Raw genomic sequence first — 16,535 nt, 5'->3', positions numbered from 1 at the left:
GAGCCGGCTCACGGATACCGATGCGGAGAGGCGTGCCGACCCGAGTTCTTGACGCCCGACTTCGACCAGTTGACAGCCATGTCGCCGTTGACGAACGTACCGACGCATAGAAGCAGACCGCACAGCGACAGAAACAGTGTCAACCGCCTCGGGGTCAAGCCCCGAGGCTTGTCAGTGGACTCCCGTTCTAGCCGAGTAATTCGGCAGGTGTGTAGTCACCATTCACGTTCAACGCCCCTGACTTGAGGGCCAGTTGACTGGTGGCCCATCCACCGCGAGACTTCTGCCCGCGATGGATATACCCGCAATATCGGTTGGCAATGTTCTTCGCCGCGTTATAATCCGCGTTTGCCTCGTATTCGCAGTTCTGACACCCGAACTGTTTGTCCTCACGGTTATCCTTGTGAGTAAATCCACAGTGCGAGCATCGCTGGCTTGTGTAGGCTGGATTGATGAAATCCACGAACAACGCCGTGGATTCAACCTTGTACTCTACGAGTTCTACGAACTTCGCGTACGCCCACTGCTGGAACTTCGACCCGTTAGCGATGTTCTCGCGGATGTGGTCAAGCTCCTCGAAAATGATGCCGTCCACATCTCCGTTGCGGGCTTCTTCGATAAGGTCGTTCGCTCGGTTGTGCAACCAGTCCAGCGACCACTCGCTGAACGCACTTCCGATAGATTTGATGATGAGATGCGCCGAGCGTGTGCCTGTCTGTTGCAGTTTGGCCCGGCGTTGCTCGTACTGGTCGCGCTTGTGGTTCAAATAGTCTGCTGAACCGATGAACGCACCTGTGGAGGTGACGGCAAACGCGCCGGTCACGTTCAAATCCACTCCAAGAACCGTTCCGTTCTTTTCGTGGTCGTCGGGTGACTCGGCTTCGTGGCGTTCTGTGCCGTCAACCTCGCAATCTGGATTTTTCAACGTGACGTGGAGAAAGAACGTGTCTTCCTGTTCGTCGTACTGGAGTGTGGCGCTTGAGGCATCCCAGTCATCGCTCTCGTAATACCGACCAAACGGTGTGTCCTCGCGCTCGCCTTCCGGTGGAAGGACATACTCAGCTTTGACCCGCCCGTTCGGTGTGGAGAGCGTTGCATGGTCGTCATTGAACGTCGCAGACCGTTTGTCGTAGATGACACTCCACGAGTCGAACTCAGGTTGACTCGTTTTCTCGCCCTTCTTCAATTTCTCGACGCCACCTGTGACAGCTTGGATAGCACGTCGAATACCTTTCTGGACGAGGTTGGCGGTGAGGTCGGTTTCTTCGCGTAAGTCGTCGTACAGGGCGTCTTCTGCCTTGCTCTTGCTGGTAATGCAGTAGTCGTCGTAGCGCCACGCCCACTCGCTCGTGAGGTTGGCACAGTGGAGAAATTGGGTTTTGGTTTGATGGAGGTCGCCACGACGCTGTTCGGGTACATCGAGTTTGATGGGCACGGTACGCCGTGGCGCGTCATCGTCCATCGTAGTTCACATTCAGATTTACTACCTGATGAACATTTATATTATTATGGGGGAGTCGCCACTACTGTTGAGCGTTGTTTGAGTCAGCGAGTGTCGGCTTCCTCCACGGGGTCAAGCCCCGTGGCATCCGCCTTGCACCGCCTGTGAAACACTGACCTGTGTATGAGTTCGATCCGTCCAACCGAAGCACGTCGCAAATGTATCGGGCCCTCGGCGTGGGCTTCTTGTCACTGTCTGGATGTTTGGACGGGAATGTGAAACGGACACGACGTAACAGAATCGAGGTCGTACCTGCAAAGAGGTGCTTGCAGTAGAGCTTCGCTTACATGATAGAGCCGACCACAGAGCATAGTTGACGCCCCCACGAGATGGCTGTCGCTGGTCGCGGGTGGAAAACAGAGAGAAAAGTTCTGCAAGCGAAAGAACGGCTCGCGTTAGACCTGCACTGCGGTTTCGCCCGATAGCGTGTTGGGCACGCTAACGCGGATTTCGGTGGTCGCGCCGGACTCCGTCGTCAGTTCGAGAGTCATCGTCTCACCGGTTGCGAGCGTGCCGGGGTCGATGACAATCTGGAACCGGTCAGCATCGGTCATCACCGGGATCGAGTCGTCCTCGTCTTGGACGGCCTGGACACCGAACGTCTCACCCTGGGAAGCACTGGTGCCACCGTAGGTCAGCGTGTTGGTCCCGCTCGGACCGATGGTCGTGATCGTCGACGCTTCGAGGTTGATCTGGTCTGCACCAGAGCCTTTGATCGCGATGATGTTGATCTCAGAGACGCCGCCGCCTCCAGCCTCGTACTGTCCATTGACTAACAGTGCGTCGGTGACGAGTCCGTTGTTCAGTTGGTCAGCATCCTTCAGACCACCGAACGTGCCTCCAGAGCTGACAGAGACTGTAGTATCACCGTCAGTGAGGTCAAGTTGACTCGAAGCGGGCCCAATCGAATCGCTGAATGGGTCAAAGGTGACAGTATCTCCAGTCCCTTCGTTGGTGACTCTGACCTCGTCATTCGACACAACATCGAAGCGAAGTTCATCGCCAGCGCCGATTCCGATACTTCCGGAGCCCGCGTCAAGCGTGTCAGCAGTAGTTGCAGAGCCCACCGTGAGGGTCTGTCCGTCACTCACAATGATATTGTTGGTGCCGTCAGTGAGCGGGATGTACTGCTCAGTGTTACTCCCAACATTGAGGGCACCAGTAGTGGGAGTATTGTCGTCTATCGTGACGGACAAGAGGGTAACTTCACCGTTCACGGGGTCAGTGTACGTACGGCTCAGCTGAATGGTGTCAGAGGAAGTGTCACCGTCGTCGCCACCGAAGCTAAGAGCACTAGAGCCCGTGCTCACAGTTATCTCTGCACCGGTTCGAGTGTTCTGGATAGTGATAGTTGATGCCGAGTTGCTAGTAAGCCGGAGCTCATCGCCCTGTTGAACCGCAAGCTCACTATTCTGGCCTTGCAAGTTGTTGAGGTCGTTGTTACCACCATCGTTAGTTGACTCAACAGTCAACGTTGAACCATCGTCGATTGCAAATTGGTTCCCGGATGCAGATTCAACGAGGATGGTGTCAGTGGCACCAGCACCAGAGACAGTCCCAGTCTTTGATGCCACCTGAATCTGGTTGGTCACTTGGTCGCTACTCTCTTGGCCGGTCTGTTCAGCTGAACTCTGCAGGAAGCCAGCAGTGTTAATCAGGACGCCTGCCGCAATCGCGGCGACAAGCACCATCGCGATGAACACGATGAGGGTCCCGATCCCCACTTGGCCTCGGTCTTCTGGATTTGTAATGCGTTCGAACATATGTAGTCCGGGTCGCTCTGACCCTATCGGAACGAGTACGTACCACCTAATAACATCATCCCTCAAAATTTTATTCTTGATAACGATGGTTTCAGCCGGTTCGGACGGTACTTCTCAATAGTATTCAGCGTCGATTTGAACCGATTTCACGGTCGTATGGCGACCGTCCGAAAGCCCGGAATCAGTATTGAAAATTAATTCTGCAAGCTGAAAGCGGCCGGTCGACCGGTCGGGTCACACGCAGGGACAGTCACTCGTACGTGACGAGACTGTACATCACGAACAGATAGCCGAAGGTCGTCAACCCACTGTTGACTAACAGCAACGAGCGGACACCCTCGAAGTCGTTGATGAACGCGCTAATCATCGTCGCAGCCGCGCCCGCGATGGCGAGCGAAAACCCCACCGAGAGGTGGAGCATCGCCTGCCGAGATGTCTGGATGTATGCCCGCATGGCCATCCCCACCATTGTCAGTCCGGCGACGACAAACACCAGCGTCGATATGGCATAGAGAAGTTCTATCATCAGCACTGTACAGTGCTACAGCGAACCCGTTATTAAATCCACGCTCGAAAATATCTTTCGTGATAACGTCGAGAGGAGACGTTCTACCGCTCGGATAGGGTCCGCCACGCCTCGTCGAGTTTGTTGGTCACTTCCGACCGTTCTTCAATATGGACAGTCAGTTCGTCGTCGAAGTCGACCCGGACCTCGTCCACGTTCCGCCGGTACACCTTGATGCGACGGCGGTCGTCAGAGAGAATATTGTCGTGGAGTTCAAGCAGATCGTGTTCGGTCAGTTCGTCGATGCGTCGGTAACACGTCGCGATGGGGATTCCGAGTTCGTCGCTGAGCTCCTGTGCGGAGACCGGTTCATCTGTCGCGTCAAGGATTTCGGCACTGTATTTATTGCCAAGCGTCTGAAGAATCTCCCCTGAATCCATCGTTATCAAATCATAAATTCAGTCGATAATAAAGCTATCGCCTGTGATATCGAGTGAAAGAGAGACAAACACGCGCTGCAGTGCGTTCGTACAGAAACGCCGTTCTATGTCGCTGTACCCGTCGTTCTACGGATTAATAATGGCTATATCTTATCGTTAAATTGGTGATTCTTCCTCGCTCATCATCGAGAAGGCGCTGGCGTTCTGATGGACATCGATGCCGCCGCGGTCAATCTCCATCGGATAGATGTCTGTCTCAATGTTCTGCTTTCGCATCTTGGCGACCCAGACGTATCTGTTCACGCCGGTGTCGGTCGGGGTCTGGATGAGATAGATGTTGCCGTCAGTCAGATAATTCTCGAGCCCGATTTCGGTATCTGGGAAGACGGCCCCCTGTTCGTTGGTCATCAGCGTCGTGAGGCCGCTGTCACTGAGAATGTCGGTGAATTTCAGGAGGTAGGTCCGTTTTTCCTTTTCATTTTCGAAGAACAGTTCGAACATGGCAAGCGAATCAAGCACCAGTCGGTCGTAGTCTCCGTCTTCGAGTTCCTCCAGCAGAATATCCAGTGAGGACGTGAAGTCGTTCTCGCGCAGGAGTACCTGCTTGTCGTACACCTTGATGTCGCCGTTATCGACGTGGTCCTGCCAGTTTTCGAAGCCGAGGGATTCGGCGGCCTCCCGGAGGTCCGACTCATCCTCCTCGAAAGAGAGATAGATGCCCTTCTCGTCGTACTTTTCGACGCCGTTGTAGATGTACTGGAGACAGAGGATCGATTTCCCGGCACCGGGGTTGCCGCTCACCAGTGTCGTCGAGTTCTTCACAATACCACCGTTCAGAATGTCGTCGAGGCCCTCGATCCCCGTTTTGGTTTGCTCAATCATAGTTTCGGAAGGAACTGGAAGTTGATTAGATACTTCTCTGTCGGGAATGTTAAAAAGTCTTGCTGGTGTGTCGCTAAACAGACCGGAATCAGTCACCAGCGTGGACGATGGCGGGGTCCACCCAGATAACAAAACTGTCATCTCGCTTGATGACGCCGCGAATCGAGCCCGCGTCGTTCGCAGGGGACCGGTCGACCTGCTCCGGAGTGACCTGCACTACCTGATACACCTCGTCGACGAGCCAGCCGGCCGCGCCCTGTTCTTCGACGATTTCCGGGTCAAAAACGATGATACGCTTCTCCGCACCCTCGTCCTCGATACCGAAGACGACCTTCGGGTCGACGATCGATGTCGTGCGCCCGCGAAGGTCCATGACACCACGGACGTGCGCCGGGGCGTTCGGGACGGACGTGAGCTCGCCGATGTCGACGATCTCAGTCACGTAGTCGATACTCACGCAGTACGTTTCCGATCCGAGCTGGAACTCGAGTACCTGGCCGGTGGTGGCTGACTGTGCTGCCATTGCGGTTCTTATCCACACTGTCGCAGATAGGAGCGCATAAAGGTGCCTGCTGGGCTATCAACTTTGATTACGTGGGCGGAGTATTTATTTCGGGGCCGAACGGGATTTCGAAGTAGGTATGAGGATGTCTCGTTCGCCAATGTCTCCTATCCGACGGGAGCGTTGGTGATATGGCAGATGGTGTCCGCGCGGTGGTCGCAGACGACTCTCACTTCATGCGGAGTGTCATCTCTGATATCCTCAGTGATGGCGGTATTACTGTTGTTGCGCAGGCGCGTGACGGCGAGGAGGCAGTGTCAGCCGTTGTCGAACACCAACCCGATGTCGTGACGATGGACGTCGAGATGCCGGTAATGAACGGCATCGAAGCCACGGAGCGCATCATGTCTGAGTCTCCGACACCGGTGTTGATGCTGTCGGCACACACCGACGAAAACGCCGACGTGACGTTCGAAGCGCTCGATAAGGGTGCGGTCGACTTCTTCACCAAGCCGGGTGGTGAGGTGTCGATGGAGATGTCACGGCTAAAAGACCAGCTGGTCGAGATGGTCAGCTCCGTCGCGGCGGTCGACGTTGGCGCGACGCGCAGCCACGGCGGGACAAGTAGCGACAGTGGAGCGACAGCGACAACAGCCGGCGGTTCAGCTACTGACCGGACAGAAACCGGGGGTTCGTCAGGTCAGACAGCCTCCGTTGCGAACCCGACGCTCGTTATCGGCTCCTCGACCGGCGGCCCGAAGATGGTAGAGAAGGTAATGGAGAACCTCCCCATCGAGGCAGACCTCCGGGTGCTCATCATCCAGCATATGCCGGAGGGGTTCACCGGCCGGTTCGCCGAGCGGATCAACACGCGAAGCGAGTACGAGGTCCGGGAGGCCACCGATGGGGCGCGCATCGGCGGCGGTGAGGGCCTTGTCGCCGCCGGTGACCAACATATGGAGGTCAAGAACTACCGGAACGGGCGATTGCGGACAAAGCTCACACAGGACGACCCGGTCAACAGCGTCCGTCCGGCCGTCGACGTGACGATGCGAACGGCCGCCGAGACAATCGACGACCCGCTCGTCGGGCTCATCCTCACCGGAATGGGTGAGGACGGCGCGGACGGGATTCGGCGGATCAAGCAGGCCGGTGGCAAGACCATCGCACAGGACGAGGCCACGTCCGCGGTGTACGGCATGCCAAAACGCGCCGTCGAGACGGGCTGTGTGGACACTGTCTTGCCGATCGACGACATTGCGGACGGCATCATCGACACGATTACTACTGAGGTGACCTGACAATGGACGACCAGTATCTAGACGCATTCATCCGTGAAAGTGAAGAAGCGATTACCGAACTCAACAACTCACTGCTCGAACTCGAATCCGACCCCTCCAACACGGAGGCGATGGATTCGATCTTCCGGACAGCCCACACGCTGAAAGGCAACTTCGGAGCGATGGGCTTTGACAACGCGGCGAATCTCGCGCACGCGATGGAAGACCTGCTTGACGAGATGCGCCAGGGCGAGATGGAGGTCACACCGGACCTGATGGACCTCGTCTTCGCCGGCGTCGACCAGATAGAGGTCATCGTCGGTGAGATCGAAGAGCACGGCGAATCGGAGACGGAGACCGACGAGATGGTCGACGAGCTCCGCGCCGTCCTCGAAGAGGGGGCCGCCGCCGCGGGCGGCACGGAGGCGGGAGACGACGGCGACTCGTCGGACAGCGACGAGTCGCTCACCACGGATGCGAGCGTCAGCGATGTCGACATCGATGGCGATGCCGTCGACGAGCAGGTCCTGCAGGCCGAAATCAGCGTCGGGGAGTCGGACATGCTCGGCGTCGACTCGATGCTGGCCGTCGAATCCATCGAGGAGCGATTCGACATTCTCGATTCGAGTCCGAGCCGCGCCGATATCGAGGACGGCGAGTTCGAGGACACGTTCGTTCTGTATCTCGACGGCCCCGATGCGGCAACCGTCGACGCCGAACTCGGGACGACCGGCAAGGTCGACAACTTCGACGTGACCGACGTGACCGACGACCTGGTGAGCGACGGAGACACCGACGACGGCGATAGCAGTTCGGGCGGGGACGCAAGCGCGGACCCCGACCCCGGAGCGGAAGAGGAACACAGCGTCGACGAAATCAAGTCCGTGCGGGTCGACGTCGACCAGCTCGACGACCTCCACGGCCTCGTCGAGCAACTGGTCACGAGCCGGATCAAGCTCCGGCGAGGCGTTGAGCAGAACAACCTCGACTCGACCAGCGAGACGCTAAACGAACTGGACAAGATCACGGCGAACCTCCAGAACACGGTGATGGACATGCGGCTCATCCCGTTGAAGAAAGTCGTCGGGAAGTTCCCGCGACTCGTCCGGGACCTCGCACGCGAACTCGACAAAGACATCGAGTTCGAGATCGAGGGGGAGGACATCGAACTCGATCGAACGATCCTCACCGAGATCTCGGACCCGCTGATGCACATCCTCCGAAACGCCGTCGACCACGGCATCGAACCGCCAGAGGAGCGCGAGCAGGCGGGCAAACCGCGGACCGGCCACATTACGCTCCGGGCATCCCGTGAACGCGACCACGTTATCATCAAAGTCGAAGACGACGGGGCCGGGCTCGACGTGGATGGCATCAGAGAGAAAGCCATCGAGAAAGGCGTCCGCTCGCCAGAGGAACTGGACGCGATGGACGACTCCGCGGTGTATGACCTCGTGTTCCACCCCGGCTTCTCAACGGCCGACGAAGTGACCGATACCAGCGGACGCGGCGTCGGGATGGATGTCGTCCACGACACGGTCTCCCAGCTCGACGGATCGGTCAGCGTCGACTCCGAACCGGGCGAGGGGACGACCGTCTCACTGCGCCTGCCGGTGACGATGGCTATCGTCAAGGTGCTGTTCGTCAAGGTCGGCGACGAGGAGTACGGTGTCCCCATCAAGAACGTCGACGAGATTACGGGGACGGAGGAGGCGAAACAGGTCAACGGACAGGAGGTCATCAAGCACAACGACGAGATTTATCCGGTCATCCACCTCGACGACACCTTCGACATCGAGGGCGAGACGGCCAACGGCGACGGGATGCTCGTCCGCATCCGCGAGTCCGAGCGACAGGTTGCACTCCACTGTGACTCGGTCAACAGCCAGGAAGAGGTCGTTGTCAAGCCCCTCGAAGGGATCCTCTCGGGAACGCCCGGGCTCTCTGGGACGGCCGTTCTCGGCGACGGGAACATCGTCCACATCCTCGACGTGGTGACGCTATGAACAAAGGTAGCGAACGGACCTTCAACGATCTCGTGGAGTTCATCGGCGAAGAGATGGACTTCGAGTCGGGCTTTTACAACGACTCGTATCTCGACCGCCGCATCACCGCGCGGATGCGTCGGACTGACACCGATGACTACCAGTCCTACCAGCAACTGCTGGAACGCGACGACGGCGAGCGCGAGGAGCTACTGGATTCACTGTCTATCAACGTCACCGGCTTCTTCCGGAATCCGGAGGCGTGGGAGCGGCTGCGGCCGGTCCTCCGGGAACTCACGGAGAACAACCGTCGGGTGCGGCTCTGGTCGGCCCCGAGTGCCGACGGCCGCGAGCCGTATTCGGCGGCGATGCTGGCACTCGACGACCCCGATATCGACGCCCGCCGGGTCGAGATCACAGCAACGGACATCAACGCCGACATCCTCGAAGAGGCCCGTGACGGGACCTACGCGACCTCCCAGACGACCGACATCGCCGATGAACTGGAGCCGCTGGACGATTATACGAAGTATATCGAACAGGACGGTACCACGTTTCAGGTTCGGGACCGCGTCAAGGAGATGGTCACGTTCGAGCAACACGACCTCATCCGGGGCGACCCCAAGCGCGATTTCGATCTGGTGTTCTGCCGGAACCTCCTCATCTACATCGATTCGGAGTTCAAGGTCCCCATCTTCGAGACGATTCGCGGGTCGCTTCGCGAGGGCGGCTACCTCATGATCGGCATGACCGAGACGCTGCCCGCGGAGTGTCGGGACTCCTTCGAAGCGGTCGATAAGCGACACCGCATCTACCGGCGTGTGTAGCGATCAATGAGTCTCTACGAACTGGAACGTGACGGCAAGGCACAGGAACTCATCCGCCTCCTCAGAGAGAGCGACAACGAGCGAGTCAAGACCCGTGCCGCGGAGCTACTGGGAAGCTTCGACGACCACGACGACCGGCGCGACGTTGTCAACGCACTCGTGGACGCGGCCCAGAGCGACAGCGACGCGATCACCGGCGCGGCTATCGACTCGCTTGACGAACTCGGTAGCGACGCAATCACACAGCTCATCGGGAGTATGGCCGGCGTCGACCTCGAAGACGACGCCGCCGACTGGGTGAAGGCGAAAGCGTACATGCAGGTCCTCGACGCCGACGTACCGGAACTCCGGATGGCAGCAGCGAACGGTCTCGGAAACCTGGACCAGGCCGACGCGGTCCCGAAGCTCGCCGAGCGTTTCGAGGACCCCGACCCGCGAGTACGGGCGCGGGCGGCCCGGTCGGCCGGGAAGATCGGCGACTCGCGGGCAACGACACCGCTGGAATCGGTCCTGTCGGACCCGAAGGCCGGCGTCAGGCGCGAAGCTGCCGACGCACTGGGCAACATCGGGAACCGCCAGGCGCTTCAGGCGCTGTTGCCGCTGTACGAGGATGACGACGAGCGGGTCCGGCGTATCGCCGTCGGCGCGTTCGGGAACTTCGGCAACGACCGGCCGGTCGACTATCTCATCGAAGCACTCTCCGACGACTCGGCCGCAGTCCGTCGGACGGCCGTTTACTCGCTCATGGAGCTCCTGTCGAACGTCCCGACCGACCAGAGCCACGAGATACGGGACACCGTCGTCGAGAAGCTCTCGAACACGGACGACCGGAGCGTCGTCGTGCCGCTGGTCGAGATTCTCGAAGAGAGCACGCAGGCCGCCCAGCGTCGCAACACCGCCTGGATGCTTGGCCGAGTCACCAGTCAGGAGGAACGAGACCGCGTCATCGAATCGCTGGTCGATGCGCTCAGCGACGACGACCAGATGCTCCGGCAGTTCGCCGCCACGAGCCTCGCCGAACTCGGCGGCGACGACAACATGGTGGAGCGGCGGCTACTCAAAATCGTGCAGGACGACGACATCGACCCCGAGGTCCGCGGACAGGCCATCTTCACGCTCGGGAAAGTCGGGGGCGAGCGCTCCCGGAAGACGCTCGACAAGCTCATCGACGAGACGGAACACGACGTAGTCCGGAAGAAGGCCTTCTCGGCTATCTCGAAGCTCGGTGGCCGCGGATGAATCAGCCGAGTGGATTAAGACGCGGCGGGGCGTACACGAGAGCGATAGCTGGCTAACCGATGAGTGACGGAGAACACGCACTGGTCGATACGAAGGGGAAGTTCGTCCAGGTCGTCTCGGACGGGCGCAAGCGCAACGACATCGAGTGGCTACCCGGTCGAATTTTGCTCTCGAACAAGCGGCTCGTCCTTGCAACCAACGACGGCAAGCGAACCATCCCGCTATCGAAGGTCAGCAGCGTCACGGCCAGCCAGATGAACCAGCCACTCGCACAGGTCGACAGCTACATCAAGGTGCAGGCTGGCCGGAACGTGACACTCATCTCGGCAAAGAAGGCCGAGGAGTTCCAGGAGAAACTGTACAGTACGCTGCTCGACCAGACCGTTGTCCTCGTCAACCACCCCGCAGTCAAGGGTGGCGTTGTTCAGGACGGCGGCTGGGAGAAGGGGCGGCTCAAGCTCGACGGCGACTGCATCAATCTGGCCATCGCCAGCGGTACGTTCGTCGAACTGGACATCGACGACGTTGGGACCGTCGAAGCCAAGGAGAAGACGATTCGGGGCGACGAGCGACCGTTGCTGGAGGTCGAACACACCATCGAGGGCACCAGCGTCGAGACCCACATCTCGGGGACGCCGCGTCACGTCTCGCTCATCGAGGGGCTCGTCCGGCAGGGCGAGCAGCGCAATATCGCCGACGACGTGGACCTCTCCGACAAAGAGACGCAGGTTCTGATGGCGCTGTACTCCGGCATCTCACCGTTCAAGATCCCGGACTTCGTCGACATGGAGATCGAGGAAGTCGAAGCCGTGTACGACAGGCTGATCGAGGCCGATATCCTCGAACCGGTCCGGACACGCCGGGAGGTACAGCTGGAGGCCCGTGGCCGCTCGATTGCGAGCGATGCGATGGCTGACCAGTAAACGAGACCGTGTGGCCGGGACGGACGGTTCGACGCGTTTTTGAAGCGCGGTTGATTGAGAACAGGTATGGCAGAATTCACGGTCGCCGTCTCCGACCCGGAAGACGGCCACACCTACCAGATCGACGTTGACGGACAGGACGCAAATCGCTTCATCGGCCGCGAGCTCGGCGACGAGGTCGACGGCGGGGCCGTCGGGCTCGACGGGTACACGCTCGAACTGACCGGCGGCTCGGACACCTCCGGCCGACCGATGCGACCTGACGTTCGCGGCGTCATGACGAAAGAGATCATGTCCGATGGCGGCGTCGGCTTCGAGCCGACCACCGACGGCGAGCGCAAGCGGATCACCGTCCGCGGCCGCGAAGTCAGCGACGACACGCGCCAGATCAACGCGAAGATCACGGCCCGCGGCAGCGACGACGTGGCCGACCTTCTCGGCGACGACGAGTAAGTCACGTGCCGGACCGCGTTCCCAGTGATCACGAAACCGTCGAGACGCATCGCGTTCCCGTCGAGTCGGTCGGCCGAACCGACCGACCGCGGGTTGTACTCCCGGACGAACTCGATTTCGACGACGGCGACACCGTCCGTCTTGCACTGGACGGCGACCGGTACCACGCTGTCGTCGAGACGAACCTCGACGGCGAGCCGGTCATCTCACACGTCGCCGACAACCGCCGCCTGGCTCGCGAACGGGACGGGACGAACCGCCTCGCGGAGTGGGTTGCTAACAGCGATATCTCGCTCGGCGGCTCGGCGCACCTCGACGTGGTCACCGACGGAACCGAGTACGGCCTCCGGACGCCCGGCAAGCGCGTCGTCTATACAGCGACCGGCGGACCGGACGCCTCGCTGTCAGATATCGCTCGAAATCTCGATAATTGACGTCAGTGGTCCCTGTTTTCCCGAGTGAACCCGATTTTTGCTGCTGATACTCGCGCGAAACGCTCAATATCAGTGCTGATGTACATCAGGTAACGGACGAATGTCGGAATCAGTGATCGCGGATTTCGTCGGCAAATTCAATTCCGAAGTGGCCGGTCGGGGCGACCCAATCAAGGGTCGGATCGTCCTCTCCCAGAAGCGGCTGGTGCTGGCCGCGAGCGAAGACGACAAGCTGACGATCCCACTGGATTCGATTTTCGATATCGCCATCGGGCAGGTCCCGCCCGACTTGGGCGATTTCTTCGACTCGACGGTGACCATTGCCTTCGAGCGAAAAGGGAAGCGACTCGTCGCAGCCATCGAAGCTGGCGACGAAAAAATCGAGAAGTTTGGGACGGTGCTGTTCAAGGCGATCATCAACGGCACCGAAACGACGGTCAAAGAGCGCGCCCGCGTCGGTGGTCGCGTCACCGACGAGGCGTTCAAGACGGCGAAGCTGTTTCTCACGCCCGGTAACGTCGAGTTCCGGCGCAGCGACGGGTCGTTCGCTGTCGACCTCAAGACGGTGTCGGACTTCGACCGGAACACGCGGGAAATTAACGGCAAGAGCCGGCCGGTACTGACAGTCCGGCATATGAAAGACGGCACAGCCATGACGACGCTGGCTGCGATGGCGTCGAACCGAAAGATGTCCATCCTCGGGCGCTATCTCCGCCGCGAGTACGCCGAGCTCATGGAGGAGCTCAAAGACGTCGAGCTCACGAAGGACAAGAAGGAGGTGCTGGTCGCCATGTACTCGACCGGCGAGATGGACGGGATGCCGTTGGCGAGTATTCTCGGCAAAGATTCCTCACAGGTGTCGATGATTCTTCAGGACCTCTCCGCCGATGGACTCGTACAGGACGGCTCTGACGGCCCGACGCTTACGCCAACTGGCAAGATCGTCGCCAGCCGCCACCTCGAAGACGTGAACGCCTGACAGACCGCTGCCACTCGTCGTCTTACTCCTCGGCCTCGACAATCGTGCTGACTCGGGCGTTTTCCTTGAGCTTCAGCCCTGCGCCGCCGACCGATACTGGCACGCGCGGGAGCGCGTCGACGTGCAGCGTCGGGTGAGTCGCCCCGCGTTCGAGCAGTTCCGTCCGCGGCTGGAGCGTCACCGTCGCCTCGCCGGTCAGCGATTCGTTGTACTCAACGAGGTACTGGCCACCCCGTAGCGTCCACCACTCGTAGTCGTCAGCCGGGTCTCGTTTCTCGCTCGAATGGGGTGTGACGCCAGCCGAGTCGAGTTCGCCGCCGCCGAAGTCGATGCGCCCCGGCTCGACGACTTCGTACACCTCGGCGACGGTGAGGTCCAACCCCGGGCTGTCGGTCTGGGTCGGTTCGTGGACGATGTCCGTGACGTACTCCGCGAAGTCGGTCATGTGTGACTGTATGCCGTGAGTGTGCCTAAAAGTGAGGCTACGACGGGGCGGTGGCCTGCGGGAGGAACGCGGCACTTTTGCCCGGCGAGTGACTCCCTGTCTGCATGACCAAACACACGGAGTTTCTGGCCGGCGAGCGGTCCGAAGACGTGCTGTTCTTTCTCCACGAGGACGCCGTCTCGAACCCGGGCGCGCTGGCCGAGTACGCCGACGAAGTCGATGACGGACACGTCCTCGTGTTGCCGGGCGACGACGGCCGGAGCGCGTTCCAGTCGGCGACCGGTATCGACCCGATGGGGCTGGCCCAAGAGGCGATGGGAACCGAGGGCGACATCGGCGACGACCTGACCGGCGCGGTCTGTCCGGTCGCCGAGGAGGAACCGGAGAGCGACCACACGACCCGCTTTATCTTTGCCTTCGCCGAGGAACAGAACGAGGACGTGGGCGGCCTCTACGCCGAGGGCGACGTGGTCCACGCCTACGCGGTGTGTGCCTGCGGAGAACGGTACAGCGACAAGTGGGTCGTCGGGGAGTAGCCGGCAGTTACAGCAAGAACGGTTCTGCCAGCCGGGCGAGCAGTGCCTTCGGCAGGCCTGTCACGGAGCCGCCGTCGTGTGAGTACGGCACCCCGGCCTCGTCGCGCGTGACGCCGTGGCGGAGGTGCTGGATACCGTCGAGGAGGAACCAGCCGCCGAGCAGCGCCCCGGGGACGACGACCCACGTTGGGCCGGCGGCCGCGGCCGTGTACGCCACGAAACCGAAGACGAGCAGTCCGAACACCACGTGGTCGGCGTAGTCGCCGACAACGACCTGCGCGGAGTCGGCGGCGAGCCAGACACAGAAGGCCATCGCGGCCACGGCCGTTGCGTACCGTATCGAGCCATCGAGGACCAGCAGCGTCGCGCCGACGGCGACGGCGCTTCCGAGTCGCCGTCGCAGGGCCGTCTCGCGTACGATTCGCGTGTGGAGGGACTCGGGCATCACCCGGCAGTGACGGCGGAGAGATAAATCAACGTTGCGTCGGGCAAGACTCACCGGCACTTCGCTCGCGGGTCCGCCTGTCGGGTTCTACCGACTCAGCGCTCGGTGTCGACGCCTTCCGCTTCTTCCTCCGGTAGCCGTCGGAACGCGTCCACGATGGCCTGCTTCGCCACCGCGCCCTGTGTCGTCCGAGTCCACCTTTTTCCCGCTCGGGTGGCCTCCGGCCACCACTCGCGGCAAAAACGTGGGCGAAAAAGGCCGCGCTCTCTCGATGTTCGAGCGCGGTTCAGCGGTCGGTGTCTACGCCTTCTTCCCCTTCCTCGGGAAGCCGTCGGAACGCGTCTACGATGGCCTGTTTCGCCACCGCGCCCTGTGTCGTCCAGTGGTGAGCGTAGTCCATCATGTCGTCGTAGATGTCGGGCTTACAGCCCGCGGCCTTCGGGTGGCCGCCGCCGTTGACCTGCTGGGCGACCTCGTGGGCGCGCTCGAAGTTCTCCGTGCCGCGGATGGAGGCGGAGCCGGCGGGCTTGACGATGACAGCGGCGTCGGCCCCCTGCTCGCGCAGGGCCTCGGCGACCTCGTTCTGTGAACAGCGGCCGTAGGTGACGCCGACCGTCCACTCGCCGACCTCGCGGAGTTCCGCCCGCTCGACGGCCTTCTCGATGAGCGCCTCCTTCTCGACGCGCTTCTCGTCGAGGAAGTCGTGGTACTCCGGAGAGAGGTCGGGGCCGTGGTCGCGGACTGCCTCGATGTACTCCTCGGGTTCGCTCCAGTACGAGAGGTCCGCGAGGTCGTCGCTTCGGGGGTCGTCCCGTATCCAGAGGTCGTGGTCGCGGGTGACGGCGGCGAGGTCGGCCCACTGGTCGTCGAAGTCGTAGTCGAGCTCCGACAGCGCCACGTCGGCAGTACACACCTCGTCGGAGTCGCCGACGGTGCGTTCGACACCAGCCGCGTCCACGTCGTCTGCGAGGTCATCGGGCCACTGGTGGTGGTCGAACCAGACGACCCGCTGGGCGGTGTCGACCAGCGAGCCGAGCGGGGCGATGTCGGACTCGCGGTCGGGACAGAGGTCACAGACGAAGACGGTCGCGCCGGGGTCGGCGTACTCGGCGGTCCATTCGAGCGCCTCCGTGAGTTCGTGCGGGCCGGCGGGCAGCAGTGCGCCCTCACCGTGGGCCTCACGAATCAGTGCAGTACAGGCCAGCCCGTCGGCGTCCGGGTCGGCGATAACAATGACGCCAGCGTCGTCCAGCGTCTCGGCGGCTTCGGCTTCGGCCTGCTCTTCCTCGTAGGAATCCGGAATAAAAAACCCCTCACCGGGGAGTGCGGATTTGCGGCCGATAGAGAGGCGGTCGTCGTCGATGAGCCAATCGTCCATGCCCCAGCAAGCGGACGT

18 protein-coding genes are annotated in these 16,535 nt (G+C 60.9%); 9 read left to right on the top strand and 9 right to left on the bottom strand.

Going from position 1 to position 16,535, the window contains the following annotated elements; genetic code table 11:
* Window positions 1-187: 187 nt before the first annotated feature.
* The 6 genes from D3D01_RS04465 to D3D01_RS04440 all read right to left on the bottom strand — a co-directional run bounded on the left by D3D01_RS04465 (window position 188) and on the right by D3D01_RS04440 (window position 5,614).
* Window positions 188-1,462, bottom strand: a complete 1,275-nt coding sequence (locus tag D3D01_RS04465; RefSeq protein ID WP_121511382.1) for an RNA-guided endonuclease TnpB family protein — start codon at window positions 1,460-1,462, stop codon at window positions 188-190.
* Between the two features lie 434 nt (window positions 1,463-1,896).
* Window positions 1,897-3,264, bottom strand: coding sequence for an archaellin/type IV pilin N-terminal domain-containing protein (locus D3D01_RS24920; RefSeq protein ID WP_121511381.1), 1,368 nt, complete (start codon window positions 3,262-3,264; stop codon window positions 1,897-1,899).
* A 250-nt stretch (window positions 3,265-3,514) separates the two neighbouring features.
* Window positions 3,515-3,790 (bottom strand): hypothetical protein, encoded by a 276-nt coding sequence (locus tag D3D01_RS04455; protein ID WP_004590763.1) that lies wholly within the window; start codon window positions 3,788-3,790, stop codon window positions 3,515-3,517.
* 83 nt (window positions 3,791-3,873) lie between these two features.
* Window positions 3,874-4,209, bottom strand: coding sequence for a helix-turn-helix domain-containing protein (locus D3D01_RS04450; RefSeq protein WP_004515272.1), 336 nt, complete (start codon window positions 4,207-4,209; stop codon window positions 3,874-3,876).
* Window positions 4,210-4,365: 156 nt separating this feature from the next.
* Window positions 4,366-5,091 (bottom strand): ATPase domain-containing protein, encoded by a 726-nt coding sequence (locus D3D01_RS04445; protein WP_101351020.1) that lies wholly within the window; start codon window positions 5,089-5,091, stop codon window positions 4,366-4,368.
* 88 nt (window positions 5,092-5,179) lie between these two features.
* Window positions 5,180-5,614: a chemotaxis protein CheW gene (locus D3D01_RS04440; RefSeq protein WP_101351021.1), complete on the bottom strand. Its 435-nt coding sequence runs from the start codon at window positions 5,612-5,614 to the stop codon at window positions 5,180-5,182.
* A gap of 170 nt (window positions 5,615-5,784) precedes the next feature.
* Here D3D01_RS04440 and cheB point away from each other — a divergent pair, with 170 nt between their 5' ends.
* The 8 genes from cheB to D3D01_RS04400 all read left to right on the top strand — a co-directional run bounded on the left by cheB (window position 5,785) and on the right by D3D01_RS04400 (window position 13,713).
* Window positions 5,785-6,894 (top strand): chemotaxis-specific protein-glutamate methyltransferase CheB, encoded by a 1,110-nt coding sequence (gene cheB, locus D3D01_RS04435; RefSeq protein WP_101351022.1) that lies wholly within the window; start codon window positions 5,785-5,787, stop codon window positions 6,892-6,894.
* Between the two features lie 2 nt (window positions 6,895-6,896).
* Window positions 6,897-8,879: a chemotaxis protein CheA gene (cheA, locus tag D3D01_RS04430; RefSeq protein WP_121511380.1), complete on the top strand. Its 1,983-nt coding sequence runs from the start codon at window positions 6,897-6,899 to the stop codon at window positions 8,877-8,879.
* Window positions 8,876-9,685, top strand: a complete 810-nt coding sequence (locus D3D01_RS04425; RefSeq protein WP_121511379.1) for a protein-glutamate O-methyltransferase CheR — start codon at window positions 8,876-8,878, stop codon at window positions 9,683-9,685. Before cheA ends, D3D01_RS04425 begins: the two co-directional genes overlap by 4 nt.
* Before the next feature lie 6 nt (window positions 9,686-9,691).
* Complete coding sequence (locus D3D01_RS04420; RefSeq protein ID WP_121511378.1) at window positions 9,692-10,924, top strand: HEAT repeat domain-containing protein; 1,233 nt, start codon at window positions 9,692-9,694, stop codon at window positions 10,922-10,924.
* Window positions 10,925-10,983: 59 nt separating this feature from the next.
* Complete coding sequence (locus D3D01_RS04415) at window positions 10,984-11,847, top strand: CheF family chemotaxis protein (RefSeq protein WP_101351026.1); 864 nt, start codon at window positions 10,984-10,986, stop codon at window positions 11,845-11,847.
* A gap of 66 nt (window positions 11,848-11,913) precedes the next feature.
* On the top strand, window positions 11,914-12,300 hold the full coding sequence (locus D3D01_RS04410) for a 30S ribosomal protein S6e (protein ID WP_053967184.1): 387 nt from the start codon (window positions 11,914-11,916) through the stop codon (window positions 12,298-12,300).
* Window positions 12,301-12,305: 5 nt separating this feature from the next.
* Window positions 12,306-12,734 carry a hypothetical protein gene (locus D3D01_RS04405; RefSeq protein WP_121511377.1) on the top strand — a complete coding sequence of 143 codons (429 nt, stop codon included), beginning with the start codon at window positions 12,306-12,308 and terminating at the stop codon, window positions 12,732-12,734.
* 100 nt (window positions 12,735-12,834) lie between these two features.
* Window positions 12,835-13,713, top strand: a complete 879-nt coding sequence (locus D3D01_RS04400) for a CheF family chemotaxis protein (protein WP_101351028.1) — start codon at window positions 12,835-12,837, stop codon at window positions 13,711-13,713.
* Window positions 13,714-13,735: 22 nt separating this feature from the next.
* On the opposite strand, the gene D3D01_RS04395 is transcribed toward D3D01_RS04400, so the two are convergent.
* Window positions 13,736-14,158, bottom strand: coding sequence for a dCTP deaminase (locus tag D3D01_RS04395; protein WP_121511376.1), 423 nt, complete (start codon window positions 14,156-14,158; stop codon window positions 13,736-13,738).
* Window positions 14,159-14,262: 104 nt separating this feature from the next.
* Between D3D01_RS04395 and D3D01_RS04390 the strand changes: the two genes are divergently transcribed.
* Window positions 14,263-14,694, top strand: coding sequence for a DUF5807 family protein (locus D3D01_RS04390; protein WP_121511375.1), 432 nt, complete (start codon window positions 14,263-14,265; stop codon window positions 14,692-14,694).
* Between the two features lie 7 nt (window positions 14,695-14,701).
* Here the strand turns inward: D3D01_RS04390 and D3D01_RS04385 are convergent, their stop codons facing one another.
* Entirely contained in the window at window positions 14,702-15,139 is a 438-nt protein-coding gene (locus D3D01_RS04385) for a hypothetical protein (protein ID WP_121511374.1), read from the bottom strand.
* Window positions 15,140-15,425: 286 nt separating this feature from the next.
* Window positions 15,426-16,517, bottom strand: coding sequence for a DHH family phosphoesterase (locus D3D01_RS04380; protein WP_121511373.1), 1,092 nt, complete (start codon window positions 16,515-16,517; stop codon window positions 15,426-15,428).
* Between the last annotated feature and the right edge of the window lie 18 nt (window positions 16,518-16,535).

This window comes from Haloarcula sp. Atlit-7R (assembly GCF_003666065.1).
Classification (GTDB): Archaea; Halobacteriota; Halobacteria; order Halobacteriales; family Haloarculaceae; genus Haloarcula; species Haloarcula taiwanensis.
This window is presented reverse-complemented; position numbering and strand designations above follow the sequence as displayed.